A 24901-nucleotide genomic window follows, 5' to 3' on the forward strand; every position below is an offset into this window, starting at 1 on the left:
GACGCCGGCCACGCCGAAAGACATCGCGTGGCGATGCCGGCAAGACCGTATCAATGCGCCGTCGCGGTGCTTGTTTGCAGCCTGTTGGAGAGATTGAAGCCCGTGCGCCATAACAGCGCTGCGGCGTGCATCAGCGCGCGACGGTCGGCGGCCGGCAGATCGTCGCTGCGGTGAAGATAGTCGGCGAGCGCAGTGTATCGATGGCCTAAAAGCCGGAATGTGCGCAAGCGCACAAACGCACGAGCGGGCGGTTCTTTCTCAATGCCGGCGATGCATCCAGTCCGGCAGGTGCTGATGAGTCAGCCAGTGGTGCAGCATGCCTTCGCCGTCGTGTTCGCGCCGGTAGGTTTTCATTTCGAAAATCGACAAGGCGAGCAGCACGAGTAGACCAATTCCGAGTCCGACCAGACCCGCGATCGATTCAGCGTCCATGGCAGTCTCCTTTGATGATGCAACCATGCCTCCATAGTAGGACACGCATAACGAAATGGGAGGGGGAGGCTGGGTGCCGGGCAGTCGTGGATGACGCTTTGCAGGTAGACTCTTGGCGCTTTGCCGCCGTTCTGTTCATTCTGTCTTGAGAGTCTATGAATCGCGTTCTACTGATTGCGCTGTTGCTGGCTGCCGGCCTGACCGGCTGTGCCGATAATCCATCCGGTCATCATGGCGGGCCGCCGCCAAAAGATCCGGCCGACTATCACGGTGTGCCAACCGACGACCGTCCGCCTCCGATGATGCTCGCGCCCGCCGCGCCTTGACGAATTTGTGATCAGCGGGTTGTGGTCAGCGCCGCGCGACCTGCTTGACGGGCCGCTTCGGAAGCGGCGCCGTGGCCGGCCGGGTTTGCTGCTTCAAGAGAAAAAGGAAAGACGAAGCACCGGCGCGGGCACGCCGGCACCTCTGACCCGCGCAGACTGTTCGCGCGGAGAGCACGGGCTGCAAGCATTCTAGGGCGAGCGGTGTGCCGCATATGTATGCGCTTGTTTCAAGCCGTAACCGCATGCTGCACAAACGTTAAACGGGCACCCTCGGCAGCTGGGGCAGGGCGCGCACGACGCCCGGCAAAAAGCGCGCGAGCGTCGCGCCGCGCGCGGCCATGAAGATCAGCATCGCAGCCCATAAGCCGTGATTGCCGTAGAGCGTCAGCAACGCCCACGACGCCGCGACGAACACCGCGAACGACACCACCATCGACATCATCAATTCACGCGTGCGGGTCGCGCCGATGAACACGCCGTCGAGCAGAAAGCCCCATACGGAAATCACCGGCGACAGCGCGGCCCACGGCAAATAGGCTTCAGCAGCGGCACGCACCGCGACCTGATCGGTCAGGCGTTCGACGATCCACGCCCCCGCGCCCCAGTACACCAGCGAGAAACCGACTGCGCCGAGTGCGGACCACAGCGCCGTCACCTTGACTGCCTGACGGAACGCATGCCGGTCGCGTGCGCCGATCGCGGCGCCGACCAGCGCTTCGGCGGCGTGCGCGAAGCCGTCGAGTCCATAGGCCATGAAGGTCTGAAAATTGAGCAGCAGCGCGTTGGCGGCGAGGATGGTGTCGCCCTGTCTCGCGCCGAGATGCGCGAACCAGCCGAACGAGGCCAGCAGACACAGCGTGCGCACGAAGATGTCGCGATTCAACGCCACCAGACGCCTGAGCGCCGCCGCATCGAACAATGCGGCGCGGTTCAGCGCGGGCAGGCCGCGTGGCCGCCCGTGCCACAACAAAGCGGCGCCGAGCACGAAGCCGAGCGAGTCGGCCGTGGCCGTGGCTGCGCCGATGCCGGCTACGCCCCAATCGAACACGTACACATACAGCAGCACTGCCACGATGTTCACGCTGTTGATGAACACCTGCGACAGCAGCGCGAGCCGCACTCGCTGCGTGCCGAGCAGCCAGCCGAGCACGACGTAGTTGGCGAGGGCGAGCGGCGCGGCCCAGATGCGCGCGTGGCAGTAGATCTGTGCGTGGCGCTGTACCGCGTCGCTGCCGCCGAGCGCGCGCAATGCGTAGCCGATCAGCGGTGCTTGCAGAAGGAGCACCGCCGCGCCGATCGCCGCCGCCAGCAACAGCGCGCGCACGACGTTGCTGCGCAACCCGGCCTGGTCGCCCGCGCCATGTGCTTGTGCGACGAGCCCCGTGGTGCCCATGCGCAGGAAGCCGAAGCCCCAGAACACGAAGTTGAAGAACAGGCCGCCGAGCGCGACGCCGCCGAGATACGATGCGCTATCCAGATGTCCGGCGACCGCCGTATCGACCGCGCCGAGGATCGGTTGCGTCAGATTGGCGAGGACGATCGGAAACGCCAGCGTCAACACGCGCCGATGCCAGCGTATTGGCACCGCAGGCACAGCGGGCGCTGCTGCGTCAAGCGCCTCCGCGCCGGGCGCGGTCTCGCTCAACTGCGTTCCTGCACGCAGACCCATGGCGACACGACCACCGCCCACAGGTCGGGATCGCGCGCGGCGAAATCGGCGGCGGTCTCTGCCTGCACGCGTTCGACGAGGCCGGACGACAGCCATTGCGTGACTTGTGTGGTGTCGTCGCTGGCGATGGCTTCGGCGACGCTGACCAGATCGAGGTCGCGCGCCACGCGCAGCAGCATGCCGCGCGCAAAAAAGCGTTCGAGCTCGGTCCAGCCGATTTTGGCGGTTTCCGCGAGCAGCCTGGCGTACAGCGGGCTATGAGAGGCGTCGTTGGAAGTCATTGTGGGCGGGGGTTCTGACGAGGCAGTTACTATAAACCATAGGCGCCGATCGTCACGGCGGCACGCGCTCCGGTGCGCTTAGGTGCTTTCGATTTTATTTTATGTCCACCTTCATGTCACAGGATTCAACCGCTGGGTCCGGTGCCGCGGCCGCGAAGCGGATTTACGCGGGCTGTCGTTTCGCAAGGCGACGCTGCAACAACTCGATTTCTCCGACGCCGATCTCGCCGGGGTCGATTTCCGCGAGGCGGTTTTCGACGGCAGCAGTCTGAAGGACGCGCATCTGAAGGGCGCGCGCTTTGAGGGCGCTGACCTGCGCGAGACTGATCTGAGCGGCGTGCGGCTCGTCGATGCCGCGCTTTTCAAAGGCGCGGCGATTTCACATCAGCAGGCGGCCGTGCTGGTGACCGAACCCGGTTTGCGGGTCATGTAGGCGACGGTTTTAAGCCTGCCGATTTTAGCCGTTCGGCGGGCTTGAACGAATGGCCGGCAATGCCTATTATTCATTTCATCGAATGAATATAAATACTTGATTGGCTATTGCGCGTTTTGTCAGTGGATTTAAAAATTTAAATATCTTCGCTATTCTCGAATTAATGAGGTGGAGTTGGTGGCTCATTTGCTCTGCCTGAATATCGATTAATGGTCCCGTTTGGTGCGTTGGCGCACCAAAGGCACGCCATGTGCAGGGCGCCGGGATCATGCCGGGCGAGGTTAGTTGGAATCGGTCAAACATCTTTCGTCAGGGTTATTGGGATAATCTCGCAAATGCTTGCTGCGCGTGGCTTTGCAAGCCGGCTGAAGATTCTTGTCTGCTGATTTTATGGCGTTTTGTATAGCGACATTTGACACATTTATTCTTCTTATTTTATTGATTTCGGCATCGCATAATCCGGGCTCCGTGCGCCGCATCACATTGCATGCGAAATTAATAGATTGCACGAGTATAGGCGGATTGTTAGATTTCCTACTGGCGCATGGTGAACCGGTCCTTTGCCGATATGCGCCAAACCCCCGTTAGCCCGGCCTCGTGCCGGGCTTTTTTTGTCCGCGCGTCACGATCGATTCGCATGCGGTGCGCGGCCGGCTTGCTGTCACTGTTTGCAGCGCACCACCATCGACCGGTTCTTCACGTTCGCACCGAAGATCCCGCCGATCGAGCCGCCTGAGGTGGCACCGTTGTCGACGTCCTTCGAAACGACGTCGTAGCCATAGTTGCCGCAGACTTCGCCGGCGCGCTTGTAGCACTCGGCCCAGCTCGAGCTCGCGTCGCTGCCGCTGCAGTTGATCGCGAAGCCGGTGTCGCCGCTGGGCAGATAAGTCATCGTGGTGGTGCTGGAGCAGCCGCTGAGGTTGCCGAGCGTCAGCACGCCGAGGCCAACCGCTGCGGCCATGGTAATCGACGCAAATGCGCTCTTCATTGCAAATTCCTTACAAAAACAAGGACGACGTGGCGGTCGGCCACGTCGCGTATCAGATTGAGCGTTTTATAGCATGCCGGGTTCCCCGGGGCCTCGGTTGCAGTCCGCTGTCCCCGGCGCCGCTAACGCATGGATAAACGGGCCGCGAACGACCCGCTAATGCCGTTAATGGCCCGTTAAGGCCCGCTAGCGAGCAGGCAGCGCGCGCGACGGATCGATCGAGCGGCCCTGATAGCGCAATTCGAAGTGCAGCATCACGCGGTCGGTGTCGGTGTCGCCCATCTCGGCAATCTTCTCACCGCGCGCGACCGTCTGACCTTCCTTTACCAGCAGCACGCGGTTATGCGCATAGGCCGTCAGATAGTCGGCGTTGTGTTTGAGAATCAGCAGGTTGCCGTAGCCGCGCAGGCCGTTGCCGGCATAAACGACGGCGCCGGCCGCCGCGGCCATCACGGGGGTGCCCGACGCAGCCGAAATATCGATGCCCTTCGAATTGGCGCCGTCGAAGCGCCGTATCACCGTGCCGTCGGCCGGCCATATCAGCGAGATCGACGAAGCCGGCGCGGACGACGGCGAACTGTCGGCGGGCGCTGCGCGTGGCGTGGCCGAAGCGCTTGCGCTCCCGCCACCGCTGCTGCGTACCGCGCCGCTCGTCGATGCCGCGTTGCCCGGCGGCGCCACGCGCAACACCTGACCGACCTCGATGCTGTCCGGGTTCGTCAGATTGTTCCAGCGCACGATGCTTTGCACCGATTGCCGGTTGCCGCGTGCGATCTTCGAGAGCGTGTCGCCCCGTTCCACGCGGTAGAACCCCGGACCCACCGGTGCAGACCCGCAGGCGGCGAGCACTGCCGCCAGTAAGGACGCGCAGGCAAGCCGCTTCATCATTCTTGTTGTGTCAAACATTGGACCTCGCAAAGCGCTGCCACGCGCCGATCCCGATCACGTGGCAGGTAGACGAAAAAGCTTTCGATTCTAACGGTTTTGCGTTGCGGCATCCGAAAAACGGGTTGCAGCGCGTGGATGGGGCCGCAATCAGCGAAGCACGCTGACGCCGATGCGCAACGCAGCCGTCTCGCTTTGACCCGGTTCCAGCCAGCGCAAGCCCATGCCGTTGTGAATCGCATCCGGCAGCCCCAGCCATGGCTCGACGCAGTAGAAATCCGACCCGGGGGCTTCGGTCCATGTCGTTACGGCGTACCAGGGCGTCGAGTCCGGGCGTTGCAGGTCGATCGTGATGACCCATTTCAGGCCGGGCGCGACGAGGCGCACGGGCCGATCAGGCGCGCCGTCGAAACAATGGAAGCGGTCGAGAATGCGCGCCTCGTCGAGCGTATAGCGTGTCTTGCCCGCCTCGGCCGCGCTGATCGAGCCATCGTCCTGCTGATAGCACCGTTCGGTGCGCGGCAGTTCCAGTGAGGTCTCGCCGCGCTGGGTGTGCGGCAGCGTGAAGTAGAAATGGTGACCGGCGTAATAGGGCAGCGGCGCGTTGCCGGTATTGACTGTGGTCAGTGTGACTTCGAGCGTGCGCCTATCGACCAGGCTGTATGCGGCTTCAAAACGGAAGCTGAACGGATAGCCGCTGCGGGTCGCGTCGCTGTCGGTCAGGATCATGCGCAGGCCGGCACCGTGCACGTCCGCGTGAGCTTCGAATGGCAGATCGCGTGCAAAGCCGTGCATCGGCAACGCGCGCACCGTGCCTTCGGCGTCGCGCCAAGAGCCGATCTTGCCGTCGACGCGATGCCGTCCGAGAAACGGAAACAGCAACGGATTACCGCCGCGGATCCTGGCGGGCTGGCTCCAGTCGGCGTGCTCGGGCCAATGGATCACCGATTCGCCGTCAATGGTCCACGACAGCAGCCGGCCGCCGGCTTGTGGCGCGAAACGGAGCACAGAGGCGTCCTGGGCGATCTCGATAATGTCCTGTTGCGGGGAGAGGGGCATGGTCGATGGGGCCTGGTTGGTAACAGTTAATAAGCGGGTTGATAGCAGGTTAATTTCGGGCCGATACGCTGGAACGCGCGAACACAACGCGGGCGCGACGGCGAATCCAACGCGGCTGGACCCGGTGGCAAGCGCCACGCGAGACGAAGATTCTGCGCTGCTTTGCGCTACGGGGAAACCCTTCTCGGGAAATTGCGGGTGTCGCTGACGCGCCATCCTTGCCGATAATCCGTCTGACTGCCCGGGTGTCATCGACTGCCGGCCGAGACCGGCTCAGGAGGCGTTATGGATCTCGCAATGGCAATGGCTGTGACTTTGTTCGGCATGTTCGCAGCAAGCACGGTCTACTTTTTCTACCAGCTCGAACGCTGATCCAACTGTCCTGTTTCGCCGTCCCACCGGTCCGTTCACTGCGAGCCGGGCGCTTGAGCGCACCGGACTCCGCATGAATCACAGGACCGCCGCGACGACGGCCCTGTTTGTTTATCTGCCGCGTAACGACGGTTTCGAGTTGTGACGCAGCGCATCAAAATTTCCCCAAACGCGGTTCAAAAGCTTGGCGGTGTCATTGCAGCCAGGCATAATCGGTGCGCTTCGACGCGCCGGTTCTATGGTTTCGCGGCGCGCTGTTCCCCGACACTTTCCTTACAAAGAGGACCGCCGCGTGAACCTTTCGTTTCTGATTTTCCTAAGCGTATTGCAAGGCGTCACGGAGCTGTTTCCGGTTAGCAGCCTCGGCCATACCCTACTGGTGCCCGCACTGTTCGGCGTGCATATCGACAAGCACGCGCCGCAGTTGCTGCCGTTCCTCGTCGCGTTGCACCTTGGTACCGCGCTCGCGCTGCTGTGGTACTTCCGCAAGCGCTGGTACGCACTGGTGCGCGGTTTCTTCGCGTCATTCGGCGACCGTTCCAACGACGATGCGCACATGATGTGGGCGCTCATCATCGGCACGATTCCGGCCGGTCTGGTCGGGCTGCTGCTGGAAAAGCGGCTCGAGCGGCTCTTTCACGATCTGCGCATCGTCGCGATTGCACTGATCGTCAACGGCGTGCTGCTGTGGTTCGGCGATCGTCTGCAGCGCTCGCGTGCGCATAAGCCGCCGGAGAAGCTGACCTTCCGGCAGGCGTTTTTCGTGGGGCTGGCGCAAATCGGCGCGCTGATTCCGGGCTTTTCGCGTAGCGGTCTGACGATGATCGCCGGCAATGCGGCCGGCCTGACGGCGGAGAAGGCCGCTGAGTTTTCGTTTTTGCTTGGCACGCCGATCATCTTCGCGGCCGGCGTTCTCGAATTGCCGAAGCTGTTCCACGCGCCGGGCCAACTCGCCGATGCGCTGCTGGGCGGCGTGCTGACCGCGATCGCGGCTTATCTCAGCGTGCGTTTCCTGATGCGCTATTTCGAAGGCCGCGGACGTCTGGCCTCGTTCGGCGTGTACTGCGGAATGGCGGGGATCGTGTTCCTCGGCTGGTTCATGTTGCATCCGCAGCCGGTTTGATTGCGCTCGATTCGCCTGCTACGCGCTGGCGGGCGAGAGTCGATCGGTTATAATCCGGGCCCGGCTCAATCTGCCGGGCCCGTTTGTTTTTCGTGACGTGGCGTGGGTGGCTCGCCGATTACGGCTGAGCATGGTTGAGATTTCCAGTCCCGGCCCGGTCAGTTACAATTTCGGTATGCTGCGAACCCTGTGGTGCGCTCTATAGCGTTATACCGTGCAGGGCACAGGTTGCCAAAACCCGAGAGCGGGTGCTCATTGCGGGTGATGCACATCGTACGTCGATGTGGCATCGCCTCTGTTCATTACGGCAGTAGCTCAGCTGGATAGAGCATCGGCCTTCTAAGCCGAGGGTGGGGGGTTCGAGTCCCTCCTGCCGTACCAAACGCTCGTGCCGCGGTCTGCGGTGCTTCAGAGCCTTCTTCTCCCGAGCGTGTGTTCTTGCCGCAGGTGGCTTCACGTTGCCGGCTGCACGTCGATCGAATCGACGCGATCCGGATAGAACGCCAGATGCTGCGCAATTTCCTTTACCGCTGCGTATGGCGCCTCGTACGTCCACACTGCATTCACCGTGCGCTCGCCGCCCATGGGAATGCTGTAGTACGCGCAGTCGCCCTTATACGGGCAATAGGTCGCGTGGTCGGTGCTTTGCAGCAGCGCCATCTCGACGTCCTTGCGCGGAATGTAATACACGGGCGGATACGACGCTTCGCGCAGCGTCAGCGCATCGAGCGTGTCGGCGATCACGCGGCCGGCTACGGTCACGACCACGCGGGCTTTGCTCGGCTCGATCGTTATCGGATGATCGGGACCGGGGACCTTGATGGTTTTTTCATTCATGTTGTTGAACTCCTTGATGAGTGGGCCAAGCCTGTAACACGCTGCTTGAAGTTTCGCGCCGCATCGACGGGAACGATCGTGCCTTTGCTCGAAGCATACGCCGCGTAACGACGGCACGTTTGGGGCTCGGCTTGTGTCCCTGCTCGTGTCATGGCTTACGTCCGGCACAAGCGCGTCACCCCGCCCTCCGCGCGACGAAAACAAAAAAGGGCAGCCGAAGCTGCCCTGTCAACGCCACGCCGTCAGACGGACTGTTGCCCGGCGATTATTGCTTGATGTTCAACGCGGCCGTTAGATCGCCCATCGGCTTGCCGCCGTTGCTGACCAGCGCGGCGTCGCGAGCCGAGATGCCAGGCAGCGTCGGCAGCGAGAAGCGGTGCGTGATGAAGCGCAGGATCGACGTCGTATCGTACTGCGTGTGATCGACGAAACCCTTCTTCGCGTACGGCGAGACGATGAGCGCCGGAATCCGCGTGCTAGGGCCCCAGCGATCGCCCTTCGGCGGCGCCACGTGATCCCAGAATCCGCCGTTTTCGTCGTACGTGACGACCACCAGCATGTTGTTCCACTGTGGGCTCTTCTGCAGATGCGAGATCACATCGGCGATGTGCTGGTCGCCCGACGCCACGTCGGTGTAACCCGGGTGCTCGTTCAGGTTGCCCTGCGGCTTGTAGAACGACACTTGCGGCAGCGTGCCGGCGTCGATGGCCTTGATGAACTCGGAGCCGGCCATGCCGCCGTCGAGCAGGTGCTGCGCGCGGTTCGCGGTGCCCGGTGCGAGATCGGCGAAGTAGTTGAACGGCTGGTGATGCGGCTGGAAGTTCGGCGCCGTCAGATTCGGGCCGTAGATCACATTCGACGTGCCGGTTTGCGTCGCCGACAGCGCCGCGCCCCATGCGCCGCCGTACCACGCCCACGACACCTTCGCGTTGTTCAGCAGGTCGCCGATGTTCTGCTGCGTCTGCGGCGGCAGTGTAGTCGCCGCGGACGGATCGGCGAGCGTCGCGTCGCCGCCTGCGGCGGCCTTGTTGCCGCTCGGCTGATACGCCGGCTGCATCGTGTTGATCGCGTAGAAGTCAGGTGTCAGGTTGCCCGAGAGCACGTATTTCGGCGGGCCGCTCAACGCCGAAGCCGGCGAGTTGGCCGCGACCTTGAGCGTGACGCCGTCGCTTTCCACCGCCGAGATCGAGACCGCCGCCGGGCTCTTGTCCGCGTTCGGATAGGTCGGCGTGCACGCACAGACCAGCCATTGGTGATTCAGGAACGAGCCGCCGAACGCGCCCATGAAGAAGTTGTCGGCCAGCGTGTATTGCTGCGCGATCTTCCACAGTGGCAGCTTGTCGGCGTTGAGCGTGTAGTGCCCCATGACGAGGCCGCCGGAATCCGCCCACGCGGCGAACTTGTCGTTCTTGCCGCCGTTGATCTGCATCTGGTTCTCATAGAAGCGGTGATACAGGTCGCGCGTCGTGGCGGTGATCGGCGTGTTGAAACCGTTCGGGTCGTCGATGGCGAACGGGCTGTTCGGCAGGTTGGCGGTCATGGCTTGCGTCACCACCGGCGTCACGCCGGTTTGCGTCAGGCCGTTCCATACCTGCGGCAGCGTCGCGAGCGGTGTGCCGTTCCGGTCGACCTGGGTTGCGCTTGCCGCCGTCACGTTCTGCAAGCCGTTGGCGCCCGGGAAATTGCCGTACAGATTGTCGAAGCTGCGGTTTTCCGCATAGATCACCACGACCGTCTTGATCGCCGTGATGTCCGGCTGCGTGATTTCGCTGCCGCCGCATGCATACAGGCTCAGCGCTGCGGCGATCGCGACAGGCGTCGCGCAGATCAGTTTCTTGTTCATTTTGGTATGTTTTCTCTCTCGCGTTGGGGACCGGCTTGTCCAGTGCTTACACGGATGGCAGCCGACGAAAGTTTCGCAAGGGAATTTGACAGAGAGATGTAATTAATTACAAATGCATTCGTTCCAGGCTTTTCCGTCGGCTATATGTCATTTAAACGACATGTCGATGAAATACGCTCGCGCACTTCAACATCGAAAGCACTCACATCATTCTTATGCGGCTTGGTCTGACGGGGATTCGGGAAAGGGTGGTTCGGCTGGCGGCGGGGCGTCTTGTGCGGCCGGCTAGATTCGTTGTGCGGCCGGCTGGATTCGGCGCGGCGCTAGTGATGGCAATGACGTTGACGGCGTGCGACACACGGGCGCCGTCGGCCGGCGGGGCGGCTGCTGTGACGTCGGATGTGGCTGCAGGCGCGTTGCTCGCCTTGGCGCCCGTGGCCGCCGTCTCAGCTGCACCGGCGGCGGCTTCAGTGGTCCAGGCGGCCGCGCATGACGGCGGCCAGACCCGCGCGCAAGTGTACGAATCGGTGCGCCAGATGACGGCGCTCGGCAAGCAACTGTTCTTCGACGCGTCGCTGTCCGGCTCGGGCAAGCTGGCCTGCGCGTCGTGCCACAGTCCCGATCACGGGTTCGCGCCAGCCAATTCGCTGTCGGTACAACTCGGCGGCGGCGATATGCACCGCACCGGCATGCGCGCCGCGCCCACGCTCAAGTACCTGCAATCGGTGCCGGCATTCGCCGAGCATTATCACGAGTCGGATGACGAAGGCGACGAAAGCGTCGATGCGGGTCCGACCGGCGGCTTGACGTGGGACGGCCGGGTCGATCGCGGTGCGGACCAGGCGCGGATTCCGCTGTTGTCGTCGTTTGAAATGGGCAGCACGCCGCAGAAGGTCACGGCCGCCGTGAAGGCCGCGCCGTACGCCGACGCCTTCCGCGCGGCATTCGGCGAGCACATTTTCGACAACGACGACGCTACCTTCAAAGCCGTGCTGCAAGCGGTGGAAACCTTCGAGCAAACGCCGGAGATTTTCTATCCATACACGAGCAAATACGACGCGTATCTGGCCGGCAAAGCGCAGCTGACCAAAGCCGAACTGCATGGCCTGCAGCTCTTCAACGACGAAAAGAAGGGCAATTGCGCCAGTTGCCATATCAGCCAGCGCAGCAGGGACGGCGCACCGCCCCAGTTCAGCGATTTCGGTTTGATCGCGATCGGTGTGCCGCGCAACCGGGCGTTGCCGGTGAACCGGGATCCGCATTTCTACGACCTCGGCGCTTGCGGGCCGGAGCGCACCGATCTGAAGGGCCGCGCCGAGTTTTGCGGCATCTTCCGCACGCCGACGCTGCGTAACGTCGCGTTGAAGAAGAGCTTCTTCCACAACGGTATTTATCATTCGCTGGATGAGGCGGTGCGCTTTTATGCCGAGCGCGATACGAATCCGGAGAAGTTCTATCCGGTCTCGAAGGGGAAAGTGCAGAAGTTCGACGATTTGCCGCGGCGTTACTGGGCCAATCTGAATACCGAGCCGCCGTTCGATCGCAAGCCGGGCGACAAGCCGGCGCTCGATGAGGCTGAGATCAAGGACGTGGTGGCGTTCCTGAATACGTTGACCGATGGATACAAGCCGGCCGCGCAGTGAACGCAATCCGGGCGGCTTGGGCCGCCCAGGTCGCGTTCAACTGCCTGTGCCCGTGAGGATCAGATAGCAGCCGGCCAACAGCAGCGCAAACGATGCGAGCAGACAAGCGGTGCCGACCCGGGCCAGCAGATTTGGCCAGCGTGCGCGCGGCAACGGCGCGGGACACCATGCTATGCTTTTGGGGTCCGGATCACGAGTCGAGGCTTGCGCGCTTGTGACCGCCCGAATCACTCTTCGAGGAAAACCCTTCATGTCGATGCGGACCCGTGCTCTGTTTCATCTGACCGCCGGCGGCCTGCTGCTTGCCGGCGCGATCAGCGAGCAAGCATGCGGGCCGGTCTGACGAAGCGCGCGGCCTCGCGGCCGGCGCTGTTCGGAGCCATGTATCCGCCCGATGGCGCGGTGCGGCGATGAGCGCGCGGGTCGTGTCGTGCGGCATCGTGCTGCTCGATCCGGATGGACGGGTGCTGCTCGCGCACGCCACCGAAACGTCGCATTGGGACATTCCGAAAGGACACGAGGAAGAGGGCGAGGCGCCGCACGTCACCGCGCTGCGCGAGATGGTCGAGGAGACCGGCATCGCGATTGCGGCCGAGCGCCTGAAAGATCTCGGCCTGTTCGTCTATCGGCGTGACAAGGATCTGCATCTGTTCGCCGCGCGCGCCACCGTCGGCGAACTGGATCTGTCTTCGTGCATTTGCACGTCGTTGTTTCCGCGCCGCTCGGACGGCACGCTGATTCCTGAAATGGATGCGTACCGCTGGGCCGCGCCGGACGAAGTCGAACGGTATGCGAGCCGCAGCCTCACAAGGCTCTTTCAAACCACGCTTTCGCTCGCGGAGCTGCATCGCACCCTGTAACGGCAGCCGTGCGAGCGGTCCCATGCCTGGCTGCCCGGCGGCGTGCCGGCGCTTCAGTCGAGCGCGCGGTCGTTCGGATGAGCGAACAGCGCGCGGTTCTGTTCCGACAGCGGAAAATTCAGATTGATGCCGTGCGGCGGAATCGGCTGCGTGAACCACAGCTTGTACAGACGCTCCGCGTCGCCGGACATCTGGCCGCGCGCGATCACCCCATTCACCAGATTGCGGAACGGCTCGTCGCCCTTGCGGAACATGCATGCGTAGACTTCATAGCCGAGCGGTGTGCCGGTCACCACGAAGTCTTCGGGGTGCGGGTCGGTCGATTTGAAACCGTACACGATCGGCTCGTCCATCACGAAGGCCACCGCCCGGTCATCCTTGAGCGCGTCGAATGCTTCCTGATGATCGCGCGCGCTGGTGATGCGCATATTTAGATGTCTATCGGTGTTCAGGCGGCGCAGCAGGCGTTCGTCGGAGGTGCCCGCGGTCGTCACCACCGGCTTGCCGGCAAGATCCTGAAAGTCCGTGATGCCACTGCCCTTGCGCGCGATCATGCGCACCGCGTACTGGAAGAAGCTGTTCGAGAAAGCGGCCAGATTCTCGCGCTCGACCGTGTGCGTGGTCGAGCCGCACTCCAGATCGATCTGATTGTTCAGCAGCATCGGCGTGCGGTTCGACGAGGTGACGGTGATTTCTTGCACCTTCAGCTGCGGCATGCCGAGCGTCTTTCGGATTTCATCGACGATCTGCAGCGCGATAGTCTGCGAGTAGCCGACCGTGTGTTTGCCGTCGAAGTAGGAAAAGGGAATCGATGCTTCGCGCACGCCGAGCACGACCACACCGTCGTCGTGGATTTTCTTCAGCGTGCCGGTCAGTTCGTCGGCGTGTGCGATGCACGCAAGCGATGCACCGCCGCACATGAGCAGCGCCATGAGCGCACCACGTGCGCCAAGTGCCATGCGTGCGGAATGTACTGCGGAAACGATACGCGCGTGACGTGTGCCCCATGCACTCGCCCCGCAGCGGGCTGCAACTTTCATCGGATCTCCCGGACCGGCGTGCACGTATGCTGCGCTGTCACTGTCGAACGAACGTGATGCAACGAAACGGCGTGCACCTCGCTCACAAGATGCACGCCGTGATCAACTCCAGATCTTCTATCAGCGGAAAGCCGTTCCAGCTTACGCCGGCTTGCCCCAACTGTCGCGCAGACTGACGATGCGATTGAATACGGGTTTGCCCGGTTTCGAATCGACGCGGTCGGCGACAAAGTAGCCGTGGCGCTCGAACTGATAGCGCTGTTCCGGCAGCGCGTCGCGCGCGCCCGGTTCCAGGTAGGCATTGACCACGCGCTTCGAATCCGGATTCAGCGCTTCGAGGTAATCGCGGCCGCCCGCGTCCGGTTGCGGTTCCTTGAACAGACGGTCGTAGATGCGCACTTCGGCAGGACACGCGCCGGCGGCGCTGACCCAGTGAATGTTGCCCTTGACCTTGTAGTTGTTCGCGCCTTCGGTGCCCGATTTGCTGTCCGGGAAGTAGTTGCAGTGGACTGCAACGATGTTGCCGTTCTCGTCCTTTTCAGCGCCCGTGCATTCGATCACGTAGCCGTAGCGCAAGCGCACCTTGTTGCCCGGGAACAGGCGGAAATAGCCCTTCGGCGGCGCTTCGGTGAAGTCGTCGCGCTCGATCCACAGTTCGCGAGAGATCGGGAATTCGCGCACGCCGTGTTCCGGATGGTGCGGATGCACCGGCGCGTGGCAGGATTCGGTGACGCCTTCGGGGAAGTTGTCGATGATCAGTTTGAGCGGGTCGAGCACAGCCGCGATACGCGGTGCCTTCTCATCCAGATCGTCGCGCAGCGCGCCTTCGAGCACGCTCATGTCGATCCACGAATCGACCTTGGTGACGCCGATGCGCTCGCAGAACAACTGGATGCCATCCGGGGTGAAACCGCGCCGGCGCAGGCCGACGATGGTCGGCATGCGCGGGTCGTCCCAACCGTCGACGTGGCCTTCGGTCACCAGTTGCAGCAGCTTGCGCTTGCTGGTGATCGCGTAGGTCAGATTCAGGCGCGAAAACTCGATTTGTTGCGGCAGCGGGCGCGTGAAAATGCCGGCTTCGGCCAGTTCGTTCAGAATCCAGTCGTACAGCGGACGGTGGTCTTCGAATTCGAGCGTGCACAGCGAATGCGTGATGTTTTCCAACGCGTCCGAAATGCAGTGCGTGTAGTCGTACATCGGGTACACGCACCATTTGTCGCCAGTGCGGTAATGATGCGCGAAGCGGATCCGGTAGATGACCGGATCGCGCATATTGAAGTTCGGCGACGACATGTCGATCTTCGCGCGCAGCACATGCTCGCCTTCCTTGAACTCGCCGGCTTTCATGCGGCGGAACAGGTCGAGGTTTTCCTGCACGGAACGATCGCGGAACCGTGACGGCGTGCCGACTTCGCTTGCCGAGCCGCGGTTCGCGCGCATTTCTTCGGCCGACTGGCTATCCACATACGCCTTGCCGCGCTCGATCAGCAACTCGGCGAATTCGTACAGCTTGTCGTAGTAGTCGCTTGCGAAGTAGAGCTGTTCCTTGCCGTCTTTTTCCCACTCGAAGCCGAGCCAGCGCACGGAATCGATAATCGAGTCGACGTATTCGACGCTTTCCTTTTCCGGATTCGTGTCGTCGAAACGCAGATGGCACACGCCGCCGTAGCTGCGCGCCACGCCGAAATTCAGGCAGATGCTCTTTGCGTGACCGATATGCAGATAGCCGTTCGGCTCGGGCGGAAAGCGCGTTTCGACGCGTTGGCCCCACTTGCCGGTGCGGTTATCGTCGTCGATGATGTTGCGGATGAAATTGGATGCCGCTGGCGCGTCGTTGCGTTCGGTATTCATGCGAAAAGGTCGAAGTCTGTCGGGGGCGCGCAATGCGCCCGCTTATCCGTCGATTCTACCTGACGACTCTCCTTGCGGCAGGCGAATGCGGCGCGCAGCCAACGTTTGAGCGTTTTGGCGTAATTTTGACGTCGGACGGCGCGCGGCGAAATGCGGTAGAGGTGCTACAACGACAGGCCACGCCCCCCTTGGCCGCCTTGCACGAACGCCTGCCGTTCGTGCAACATGACGCCCTTGGTTCCCGGAGTTTCTCGGATGTCCGTCCCGACGCACCACGCGCCTCGCGCGCCTTTCGCTTCTCTTTCCCTTGCTCGAATCCTGACGGCCGCGGCCGTGTTCGCCGCATTCACCGGCAGTTTCGTCGCCCCGGCGCCCGCGCTGGCGAAAACCGCCACGCCGAAGGCCGTGCTGGACGCCTCGGCGGTGGCCGTGCCGGATCGCTACAGCGCCGACACGGCGCAGCAGATCTTCGCCGCCGGCGGCAACGCGGTGGACGCCGCGGTGGCGATCGCCTTCACGCTCGCCGTGACTTATCCGGACGCCGGCAACCTCGGCGGAGGCGGTTTCATGACGGTGTTCATGGACGGCAAACCGTACTTTCTCGACTACCGCGAACGCGCGCCGCAACTGGCGACCCGCGATATGTACCTCGACGACAAGGGGAGCCTCGTGCCGGGCATGAGCCTCGTCGGCCATCGCGCGGTAGGCGTGCCGGGCACGGTCGACGGCATGTGGGAAGCGCAGCAGCGCTTCGGCAAGCTGAAGTGGAAGCAGGTGCTGGCGCCGGCGATCCGATACGCTACCGACGGTTTCCAGGTCGAGCCGTGGTTGCAGAAGCGGCACGACGACGCGGCGAAGAGTTTTGCCGGGAAGACCAATTTCGATGCCTATTTCGCGAATCTGAAAGCGGGCGTCACGTTCCGTCAGCCCGAACTCGCGCAAACCTTGTCGCGTATTGCCAGCGACGGCGGGCGTGAATTCTACGAGGGCCGCACCGCCGATCTGATCGCCCGGCAGATGTACGGCCACGGCCTCGTGAGCAGACAGGACCTGATTCAATACAAGGCGGTCTGGCGCCAGCCGGTCACCGCGCAGTGGAACGGCTACAGGATCGTCTCGGCGCCGCCGCCGAGTTCGGGCGGCATCGGATTGATCCAGATGCTGAAAATGAAGGCGGATCTGAAGCCGGCCTTCGACGGCCTCGAACTGAACTCCGTGCCGTACATCCACTTGATCGCGCAAATCGAAGACCGCGTATTCGCCGATCGCCAGCAGTACCTGGGCGACCCGGATTCGTACAAGGTGCCGGTCGACAAGCTGATCGACGATGCCTACCTCGCGCAACGCGCCGACGAGGTCAAACCCGACGCGGTGCCGGGCGCGACGCCGGTCAAACCGGGCCTCGGCGACACGATGCCGGAAAAAGCGCAAACCACGCATTTCTCGGTGGTCGACAAATGGGGCAACGCCGTATCGAACACCTACACGCTGAATGGGCCGTTCGGCTCGGGCGTGGTGGTGGACGGCGGCGGTTTCCTGCTGAACGATGAAATGGACGATTTCGTCATCAAACCGGGCACCGGGAATCAGTTCGGTGTAAGCGGCAACGAAGTCAACACGGTGGCGCCGGGGCGCCGGCCGCTGTCGTCGATGGCGCCGACCATTCTGTTGAAGGACGATAAGGTATCGCTCGTCATCGGCACGCCGGGCGGTTCGCGCATATTCACCTCGATCTTCCAGGTGATGACGAACCTGTACGACTTCAATATGGCGCCTGCCGATGCGCTGGCTGCAATGCGTTTCCATCACCAGTTGCTGCCGCAGAAGACGATCTACTGGGAGCCATACCATCCGATTACCGGCGAGTTGGCCGAGCAGCTGCAAGCGAAGGGCTATACGTTGCAAGGACAGCCGTTCAACGGCGACGTGCAACTGATTCGCGTCGACGGCACGAACCCGGAGCCGGCGGCCGATCCGCGCGGCGTGGGCGTGGGACAGGTGATTCATTGAACTGCGGCGTCGGTCGACCAAAAAACAATCGTGACGGGGAAGGTGATGAGCGGACAAAAACCAGAAGTACTCGTGCTGCCGGGCTACCAGAATTCCGGCGAGGGCCACTGGCAAACGCGCTGGGAAGCGCTCGATCCCGCGTTCGCGCGTGTGCAGATGCCGGACTGGGATCATCCCGCGCGCCATGCGTGGTGCCGCACGCTCGACGCGGCGGTAGCCGCTGCCGATGCCCCGGTGGTGTTGGCCGCGCACAGCCTCGGCTGCCTGACCACGGCTTTCTGGGCGGCGCAGTACGCCAGCGCCGCGCAGCTTGCGAAGGTAGCGGGTGCGTTGCTGGTGGCCGTGCCCGATCCGTCAGGGGCGCAGTTCCCACAGGATGCCAGCGGGTTTGGGCCGGTGCCGCTTGCACGCTTGCCGTTTGCGAGCATAGTCGTCGCCAGCAGCGACGATCCGTACGGCACCGTGCCGTTCTCTCAGGCCTGCGCGACGGCGTGGGGCAGCCGCTGGATCGGCATTGGCCCGCGCGGTCATATCAACGCCGACAGCGGGCTCGGCGACTGGGACGAAGGGCGGCGCTGGCTGGCCTCGTTCAACAAGCCGGAGGGCGCGTCGAAGTGAGTCATCCGTGGCGGGCTGGGCGCGACGCGCGCCGGCCTTGAACGACTGTGGCGCGCTGCCACGGATGCCGCGTGGACTCAATGCTCCGGTTCGCACGCCGACACCGCTCCACTGCCACGCTTAAATCACCGACTGCCCCCGCAACGCCGCAATCCGCGCGTCGTCATAACCGAGCAAGTCGCGCAGGATGCTGTCGGTGTGCTCGCCGAGCGTGGGCGGATGGGCCAGCGCCTCGGGCGGCGTGCCGCTCATATTGATCGGATTGCGCACCAGCTTGACCGTGCCTCCGGACGGATGCGGCAGATCGACTCGCATGCCGCGCGCCACCACCTGCTCGTTTTCGAACACCTCGCCCAGATCGTTGATCGGTCCGCACGGCACGCCGGCGGCTTCCAGCGCGGCGAGCCATTGCTGCTTGCCCTGCAGGCGGACCATGTCCGCGAGGATCGGCACCAGAATGTCGCGGTGGCGCACGCGAGCCGGGTTGGTCGCGAAGCGTTCGTCGTCGGCCAACTCCGCACGGCTGCCGGCTTCGACAAACTTGCGGAACTGGCCGTCGTTGCCGACCGCGACGATGATCCAACCGTCGCTGGTCTGGAAAGTCTGGTAGGGCACGATGTTCGGATGCGCATTGCCCCAGCGCACCGGCGGCTGGCCGCTCGCGAGAAAATTCGAATTCATGTTGGCAAGCATCGCCACCTGCACGTCGAGCAGCGCCATATCGATGTACTGGCCTTCGCCCGTGCGGTCGCGATGCGTGAGCGCGGCCAGCACGGCGATGGTCGAATACATGCCGGTCATCAGGTCGGCGATCGCGACGCCGGCCTTCTGCGGTCCGCCGCCCGGCTGGCCATCGCGCTCGCCGGTAATGCTCATGAAGCCGCCGATGCCTTGCACGATGAAGTCATAGCCCGCCCGCTGCGCATACGGCCCGGTCTGCCCGAAGCCGGTCACCGAGCAGTAGATCAGATCGGGCTTCACTTCTTTCAGCGACGCGTAATCGAGACCGTACTTCTTCAATTGGCCGACCTTGTAGTTCTCCAGCACCACATCGCTTTGCGCGGCCAGTTCGCGGATGATCCGCTGGCCTTCGGGCGACGCGATATCCACGGTGACCGAGCGCTTGTTGCGGTTTGCCGAGAGGTAGTAGGCGGCCTCGCGCGTATCGTCGCCTTGCGGCGTTTTCAGATACGGCGGCCCCCAATGACGGGTGTCGTCACCGACCTCGGGGCGTTCGATCTTGATGACGTCGGCGCCGAAATCGGCGAGCGTCTGCGCGCACCAGGGCCCGGCGAGCACACGTGTGAGGTCCAGCACGCGGATATGACTGAGAGCGCCCATATTCTTCGATGTCTCCTGGATAGTCGAAGCGGCGCGTGAGGCGCCGTCGATGTGGGCAATCTTAAGCGATTCCCGCGCGGCGGCGCAGTCGGCCGAACGGCATAGGACGAATGATGCGCATCGCCATGTCCCGCGCTAGCCGGCCAAACCTGGCCGAACGGCTAACGGTGCACAGCGGGTGCGGGGCGCGCCGCCGCGCACGGGCGCCGATCCCGTATAATCAGTCGTTTAAGAAACAAACAGTTGGCGCATCCCCATGATGCCGCCGGAAACAGTCAGGACCGTCCCCGCACGCTATGAAAGCCGCCGAAATCCGCGAGAAATTCCTCAAGTTCTTCGAATCGAAGGGCCATACGATCGTCCGCTCGTCGAGCCTTGTGCCCGGCAACGACCCGACACTGCTCTTCACCAATTCGGGAATGGTGCAGTTCAAAGATGTGTTCCTCGGCGCGGAATCGCGTCCGTATTCGCGCGCCACGACCGCGCAGCGCAGCGTGCGCGCCGGCGGCAAGCACAACGATCTGGAAAACGTCGGCTACACCGCGCGCCACCACACATTCTTTGAAATGCTGGGCAATTTCTCGTTCGGCGACTACTTCAAGCGCGACGCGATCCACTACGCGTGGGAATTGCTGACCGGCGTGTACCAGCTGCCGAAAGACAAGCTGTGGGTCACCGTCTATCACGAAGACGACGAAGCACACGACATCTGGGCGAAGGAAGTCGGCGTGCCGGTCGAGCGGATCATCCGCATCGGCGACAACAAAGGCGCGCGCTACGCGTCGGACAACTTCTGGCAAATGGCCGACACCGGCCCCTGCGGCCCGTGCTCGGAAATTTTCTACGACCACGGCCCGGACGTGTGGGGCGGCCCGCCGGGGTCCCCTGAAGAAGACGGTGACCGCTACATCGAGATCTGGAATCTCGTGTTCATGCAGTTCAACCGCGATGCCCAGGGCAACATGACGCCGCTGCCCAAGCAGTGCGTCGACACCGGCATGGGTCTCGAGCGTATTGCTGCAGTGTTGCAGCACGTGCACAGCAACTACGAGATCGACCTGTTCCAGGCGCTCATCGAGGCGGCCGGCCGCGAAACCGGCGTGACCGATCTGACGAACAACTCGCTGAAGGTGATCGCCGATCACATCCGCGCGTGCTCGTTCCTGATCGTCGACGGCGTGATTCCGGGCAACGAAGGCCGCGGCTACGTGCTGCGCCGTATCGTGCGCCGCGCGATCCGCCACGGCTACAAACTGGGCAAGAAGGGTTCGTTCTTCCATCGCATGGTCGCGGACCTCGTTGCGCAGATGGGCGGCGCGTACCCGGAACTCAAGGAAGCGCAACAGCGCGTGACCGACGTGCTGCGTCAGGAAGAAGAGCGCTTCTTCGAGACCATCGAGCACGGCATGTCGATTCTCGAAGGCGCGCTGGCCGAGCTCGAAGCGAAGGGCGGCAAGACACTCGACGGCGAACTCGCGTTCAAGCTGCACGACACGTATGGTTTCCCGCTCGATCTGACGGCGGACGTGTGCCGCGAGCGCGAAGTGACGGTTGACGAAGCCGCCTTCGACGAAGCGATGGCGCGTCAGCGCGAACAGGCTCGCGCGGCCGGCAAGTTCAAGATGGCGCAGGGCCTCGAATACTCGGGCGCGAAGACCACGTTCCACGGTTACGAAGAAATCGTCTTCGACGACGCGAAAGTGATCGCGTTGTACGTAGACGGTGCGTCGGTGAAGGAAGTGACCCACGGCCAGCAAGCGGTTGTCGTGCTCGACCACACGCCGTTCTACGCGGAGTCGGGCGGCCAGGTCGGCGACCAGGGCGTGTTGGCTAACGCGAGCGTGCGCTTTGCGGTCACCGATACGCTGAAGGTGCAGGCCGACGTGGTCGGCCATCACGGCACGCTCGAGCAGGGCACGCTGAAAGTCGGCGACGTCGTGAAGGCCGAGATCGACGCAGTGCGCCGCGCGCGCACAGCCCGCAATCACTCGGCTACCCACTTGATGCACAAGGCGCTGCGCGAAGTGCTCGGTTCGCACGTGCAGCAGAAGGGCTCCCTGGTGGACCCGGAGAAGACCCGTTTCGACTTCGCGCACAACGTGCCCATGACCGACGAGCAGATCCGTCGTGTCGAAGAAATCGTCAACGCTGAAGTGCTGGCGAACGCGCCGGGCATCGTGCGGGTGATGCCGTTCGACGAAGCGGTGAAGGGCGGCGCGATGGCGCTGTTCGGCGAAAAGTACGGCGATGAAGTGCGCGTGCTCGACCTCGGTTTCTCGCGTGAGTTGTGCGGCGGCACACACGTGCATCGCACCGGCGATATCGGTTTCTTCAAGATTGTGATGGAAGGCGGCGTTGCTGCCGGCATTCGTCGCGTGGAAGCGATTACGGGCGATAACGCAGTGCGCTTCGTGCAGGACCTCGACGCGCGGATCAATGCGGCGGCTGCTGCATTGAAGGCGCAACCGTCGGAGCTGACGCAGCGGATCGTGCAGGTGCAGGATCAGGTGAAATCGCTGGAGAAGGAGCTTGGCGCGTTGAAGTCCAAATTGGCTTCGAGTCAGGGCGATGAGCTTGCCGGCCAGGCGATTGAAGTTGCCGGCGTGCATGTGTTGGCTGCCACGCTCGAGGGCGCGGATGTGAAGACGCTGCGGGAAACGGTCGATAAGCTGAAGGACAAGTTGAAGAGCGCGGCGATCGTGCTGGCCTCGGTTGAAGGCGGCAAGGTGAGTTTGATCGCCGGTGTGACGGCGGACGCCAGCAAGAAGGTCAAGGCCGGCGAACTGGTCAACTTTGTTGCGCAGCAAGTCGGGGGGAAGGGTGGTGGTCGCCCTGATATGGCGCAGGCTGGCGGGACTGAACCCGCTAATTTGCCTGCGGCGCTTGCCGGGGTTAAGGGGTGGGTTGAAGGGCAGCTTTAAAGCTGCTGGAATTTGCTGCGCGGGACCGGGGATGCTCGCGCGGCAGCGGTTTTTTTTGCCTCTGCCGCAGGCGGCTCAACTGCATCTTCAGCACCGGTTAGCGTGTTCTTCAACGCGTTCAGCGCAGAAGAAAAATGCCCCCGCCGCCAGACGAGAAGCGTGTCGATCACCCCAATATCGGCAAGCGCATGCACGGCGATATTGCTGGCATCGGCTTGCAAATCCAGCACCGACCGTGGCGCCACGGCCACCCCAGCCCCAGCGGCGACACAAGCCACAATCGCATGATAAGAACCCAGCTCCAGCACCCGGGCTGGCCTGACACCATGCTCCAGATACCACTTCTCGATATAAGCGCGATACGCACATCCACGTTCAAACGCAATCAAAGTCGATAAGGCAATATCCCGCACTTCGCGAATCGGCCGATGCCCGCGCGGCGTCAGCATCACCAGTTCCTCACGGAATACCGGCACCGTCTCGAACAACTCGCTGAGCACGGCAGGGTCGGGCGGCGTCGCTACCAGTGCGGCATCCACTTCGAATTCACGCACCCGCTCGATCAGCTTGCCTGTGGTGCCCGTTTCGAGTTCGAGCGCGACGTCGGGCCAGTTCTGGTGATAATGCGCGAGCAACCCAGGCAGGCGCGTCGCCGCGACGCTCTCCATCGTGCCCAGCCGCAATCGCCCACTCGGACGATCCTCGCGCACCGCATGGCGCGCTTCGTCGGCAAGCGCGAGCAGCCGCTCGGCGTAGGGCAGCAGCGTCTCGCCGGCCGGGGTCAGCACGAGGCGCCGGCCGTCGCGGATGAACAGGTCAGTGCCCAGTTGTTCTTCAAGCTGCTTGATACGCGTCGTCACATTCGATTGCACGCGATTGAGTTTGGCAGCGGCGCGCGTCACGCCGTTTTCCCGCACGACGGCGCGGAAAATGGTCAAGGCGGCCAGATCCATGATTCTCTCCAGGCGATAGGTCGTATCCAAATTATTCATTTTTCGTGATCGAAAGGTCAAGCTAATATGGATTCAATGCGCCGGCAGCCGCCGGCTCCGCTGGATTGCCACCGCCTATGAACGATCTCGCCTCGAAGGTGCACGACTTACGTGCCGAACGCCACGCCGCCCGCCGCGCGGCGCTTGCCTGCATGGTCACGCTGGCGGTGGCGCTCGGCATCGGACGCTTCGCGTTCACGCCGTTGTTGCCGCTGATGCTCCACGGCAGCGCTTTCGGGCAACCGTCAATCGATATCCAGCACGGTGGCTGGCTCGCGTCGTTCAACTACGCGGGCTATTTCGTCGGCGCCGTCACCTGCGCGGCGCTGCGGGTCGAGCCGGCACGGATGGTTCGCGCCGGCCTCGTCGTCACGGTCTTGCTGACACTGGCGATGGGCATCGCGAGTCAGTTCTGGATTTGGGCCGTGGTGCGTTTCGTCGCCGGCGCAATCAGCGCCTGGACCTTCGTCTTCGCGTCGCAGTGGGGCCTGCGGCGGCTGGCCGAATTCGGCGCGCACGGGTGGGGCGGCGTGATTTACACGGGGCCGGGCGTCGGCATCGTCGGCACGGGATTGCTGGTCAGCGTCGCCGGCGGTTATGGCGCGACGGCGGGTTGGATCGGCTTCGGGCTCATCGCGGCGGTGCTGTCGATCGTGGTTTGGCCGGTATTCGGCGCTGCGACTGGATCGACCGCGAGAAACGCCAGCCCGCGTACGGCCGGCTCAACCACCTCGGCCCCTGCGAGTCCGCATGACCCAAGCCGCACCACACACCGCGCCGACGCCTTCTGGCTGGTCCTGCTCTACGGCGTGCCCGGTTTCGGCTACATCATCACCGCGACCTTCCTGCCGGTGATCGCGCGCCATGCGCTGCCGGGCTCGGGCTGGCCCGATCTGTTCTGGCCGATGCTCGGTGCGGCGCTGATCGTCGGCGCGCTGCTGGCGGCGCGGCTGCCGGTGCATTGGGACAATCGCACGCTGCTTGCCGGCTGCTATGTGCTGCAGGCCTGCGGCATTGCGCTGGGCATCGTCTGGCCGACGGCGGGCGGCTTCTCGTTCGGCAGCGTTCTGATCGGACTGCCGTTCACCGCGATCACCCTGTTCGCGATGCGCGAGGCGCGCCGTTTGCGCGGCGACGATGCGGCCGGCCTGATGGGCTATGCGACCGCGGCGTATGGCGTCGGTCAGATCGTCGGCCCGCTGGTAGCCGCGCCGATCGCGGAACATACCGGATCGTTTTCGCCGGCGCTGTGGCTGGCGGCGGGCGCGTTGCTGCTGGGCGCAGCGGGCCTGATCGTCGTGGCGTGCATGCCGCGCGGTCGTGGCCGCATGCCCGATTGCGGCTGCTCCTGACGGCACACCACGGGGCGCCGCGTGG

At 63.4% G+C, this 24901-nt stretch carries 21 protein-coding genes and 1 tRNA gene; 10 read left to right on the forward strand and 12 right to left on the reverse strand.

Annotated elements, in window-relative coordinates:
* Positions 1 to 258: 258 nt before the first annotated feature.
* A complete protein-coding gene (locus SB772_RS26175; protein ID WP_410836082.1) occupies positions 259 to 432 on the reverse strand; it encodes a hypothetical protein in 174 nt (57 codons plus the stop codon).
* 155 nt (positions 433 to 587) lie between these two features.
* On the opposite strand from SB772_RS26175, the gene SB772_RS26180 reads away from it, so the two are divergent.
* Positions 588 to 758 carry a hypothetical protein gene (locus tag SB772_RS26180; protein WP_410836083.1) on the forward strand — a complete coding sequence of 57 codons (171 nt, stop codon included), beginning with the start codon at positions 588 to 590 and terminating at the stop codon, positions 756 to 758.
* A gap of 256 nt (positions 759 to 1014) precedes the next feature.
* Here the strand turns inward: SB772_RS26180 and SB772_RS26185 are convergent, their stop codons facing one another.
* Positions 1015 to 2403 carry an MATE family efflux transporter gene (locus tag SB772_RS26185; RefSeq protein WP_410836084.1) on the reverse strand — a complete coding sequence of 463 codons (1389 nt, stop codon included), beginning with the start codon at positions 2401 to 2403 and terminating at the stop codon, positions 1015 to 1017.
* On the reverse strand, positions 2400 to 2708 hold the full coding sequence (locus tag SB772_RS26190) for a DUF2288 domain-containing protein (protein ID WP_410836085.1): 309 nt from the start codon (positions 2706 to 2708) through the stop codon (positions 2400 to 2402). Before SB772_RS26190 ends, SB772_RS26185 begins: the two co-directional genes overlap by 4 nt.
* 82 nt (positions 2709 to 2790) lie before the next feature.
* Between SB772_RS26190 and SB772_RS26195 the strand changes: the two genes are divergently transcribed.
* A complete protein-coding gene (locus SB772_RS26195; RefSeq protein WP_410836086.1) occupies positions 2791 to 3141 on the forward strand; it encodes a pentapeptide repeat-containing protein in 351 nt (116 codons plus the stop codon).
* A 661-nt stretch (positions 3142 to 3802) separates the two neighbouring features.
* Here the strand turns inward: SB772_RS26195 and SB772_RS26200 are convergent.
* The 3 genes from SB772_RS26200 to SB772_RS26210 form a co-directional block, all read right to left on the reverse strand.
* The gene (locus SB772_RS26200) at positions 3803 to 4129 is read right to left on the reverse strand and encodes a hypothetical protein (protein WP_410836087.1); all 327 of its coding nucleotides are present in this window, start codon (positions 4127 to 4129) and stop codon (positions 3803 to 3805) included.
* A gap of 186 nt (positions 4130 to 4315) precedes the next feature.
* Complete coding sequence (locus SB772_RS26205) at positions 4316 to 5035, reverse strand: peptidoglycan DD-metalloendopeptidase family protein (RefSeq protein ID WP_410836088.1); 720 nt, start codon at positions 5033 to 5035, stop codon at positions 4316 to 4318.
* Positions 5036 to 5164: 129 nt separating this feature from the next.
* Positions 5165 to 6073: an aldose epimerase gene (locus tag SB772_RS26210; protein WP_410836089.1), complete on the reverse strand. Its 909-nt coding sequence runs from the start codon at positions 6071 to 6073 to the stop codon at positions 5165 to 5167.
* 664 nt (positions 6074 to 6737) lie between these two features.
* On the opposite strand from SB772_RS26210, the gene SB772_RS26215 reads away from it, so the two are divergent.
* Together SB772_RS26215 and SB772_RS26220 are read left to right on the forward strand one after the other, a co-directional pair.
* A complete protein-coding gene (locus SB772_RS26215; RefSeq protein ID WP_410836090.1) occupies positions 6738 to 7568 on the forward strand; it encodes an undecaprenyl-diphosphate phosphatase in 831 nt (276 codons plus the stop codon).
* Between the two features lie 304 nt (positions 7569 to 7872).
* A tRNA-Arg gene (locus SB772_RS26220) sits at positions 7873 to 7949 on the forward strand.
* Positions 7950 to 8021: 72 nt separating this feature from the next.
* On the opposite strand, the gene SB772_RS26225 is transcribed toward SB772_RS26220, so the two are convergent.
* Together SB772_RS26225 and SB772_RS26230 are read right to left on the reverse strand one after the other, a co-directional pair.
* Positions 8022 to 8405: a DUF427 domain-containing protein gene (locus SB772_RS26225; RefSeq protein ID WP_410836091.1), complete on the reverse strand. Its 384-nt coding sequence runs from the start codon at positions 8403 to 8405 to the stop codon at positions 8022 to 8024.
* 265 nt (positions 8406 to 8670) lie between these two features.
* Entirely contained in the window at positions 8671 to 10248 is a 1578-nt protein-coding gene (locus SB772_RS26230; RefSeq protein WP_410836092.1) for an acid phosphatase, read from the reverse strand.
* Between the two features lie 329 nt (positions 10249 to 10577).
* Here SB772_RS26230 and SB772_RS26235 point away from each other — a divergent pair, with 329 nt between their 5' ends.
* Both SB772_RS26235 and SB772_RS26240 read left to right on the forward strand, forming a co-directional pair.
* Positions 10578 to 11891, forward strand: coding sequence for a cytochrome-c peroxidase (locus SB772_RS26235; RefSeq protein WP_410836093.1), 1314 nt, complete (start codon positions 10578 to 10580; stop codon positions 11889 to 11891).
* Between the two features lie 410 nt (positions 11892 to 12301).
* Positions 12302 to 12751 (forward strand): NUDIX hydrolase, encoded by a 450-nt coding sequence (locus SB772_RS26240; RefSeq protein WP_410836094.1) that lies wholly within the window; start codon positions 12302 to 12304, stop codon positions 12749 to 12751.
* Between the two features lie 53 nt (positions 12752 to 12804).
* Here the strand turns inward: SB772_RS26240 and SB772_RS26245 are convergent, their stop codons facing one another.
* Together SB772_RS26245 and SB772_RS26250 are read right to left on the reverse strand one after the other, a co-directional pair.
* Positions 12805 to 13710, reverse strand: a complete 906-nt coding sequence (locus SB772_RS26245; protein ID WP_410836169.1) for a transporter substrate-binding domain-containing protein — start codon at positions 13708 to 13710, stop codon at positions 12805 to 12807.
* A 222-nt stretch (positions 13711 to 13932) separates the two neighbouring features.
* On the reverse strand, positions 13933 to 15642 hold the full coding sequence (locus SB772_RS26250; protein ID WP_410836095.1) for a glutamine--tRNA ligase/YqeY domain fusion protein: 1710 nt from the start codon (positions 15640 to 15642) through the stop codon (positions 13933 to 13935).
* Between the two features lie 255 nt (positions 15643 to 15897).
* Between SB772_RS26250 and ggt the strand changes: the two genes are divergently transcribed.
* Together ggt and SB772_RS26260 are read left to right on the forward strand one after the other, a co-directional pair.
* The gene (gene ggt / locus SB772_RS26255; RefSeq protein ID WP_410836096.1) at positions 15898 to 17652 is read left to right on the forward strand and encodes a gamma-glutamyltransferase; all 1755 of its coding nucleotides are present in this window, start codon (positions 15898 to 15900) and stop codon (positions 17650 to 17652) included.
* Between the two features lie 45 nt (positions 17653 to 17697).
* Positions 17698 to 18270 (forward strand): RBBP9/YdeN family alpha/beta hydrolase, encoded by a 573-nt coding sequence (locus tag SB772_RS26260; RefSeq protein ID WP_410836097.1) that lies wholly within the window; start codon positions 17698 to 17700, stop codon positions 18268 to 18270.
* Between the two features lie 120 nt (positions 18271 to 18390).
* Here the strand turns inward: SB772_RS26260 and SB772_RS26265 are convergent, their stop codons facing one another.
* On the reverse strand, positions 18391 to 19611 hold the full coding sequence (locus SB772_RS26265) for a CaiB/BaiF CoA transferase family protein (RefSeq protein WP_410836098.1): 1221 nt from the start codon (positions 19609 to 19611) through the stop codon (positions 18391 to 18393).
* 296 nt (positions 19612 to 19907) lie between these two features.
* On the opposite strand from SB772_RS26265, the gene alaS reads away from it, so the two are divergent.
* Complete coding sequence (alaS, locus tag SB772_RS26270) at positions 19908 to 22532, forward strand: alanine--tRNA ligase (RefSeq protein ID WP_410836099.1); 2625 nt, start codon at positions 19908 to 19910, stop codon at positions 22530 to 22532.
* Here alaS and SB772_RS26275 read toward each other — a convergent pair.
* Positions 22529 to 23485 carry a LysR family transcriptional regulator gene (locus SB772_RS26275; RefSeq protein WP_410836100.1) on the reverse strand — a complete coding sequence of 319 codons (957 nt, stop codon included), beginning with the start codon at positions 23483 to 23485 and terminating at the stop codon, positions 22529 to 22531. The genes alaS and SB772_RS26275 overlap by 4 nt on opposite strands.
* Positions 23486 to 23601: 116 nt before the next feature.
* On the opposite strand from SB772_RS26275, the gene SB772_RS26280 reads away from it, so the two are divergent.
* Positions 23602 to 24876, forward strand: a complete 1275-nt coding sequence (locus SB772_RS26280; RefSeq protein WP_410836101.1) for a YbfB/YjiJ family MFS transporter — start codon at positions 23602 to 23604, stop codon at positions 24874 to 24876.
* Positions 24877 to 24901: the final 25 nt, after the last annotated feature.

This window comes from Paraburkholderia sp. SIMBA_030 (assembly GCF_046535245.1).
GTDB lineage: Bacteria > Pseudomonadota > Gammaproteobacteria > Burkholderiales > Burkholderiaceae > Paraburkholderia.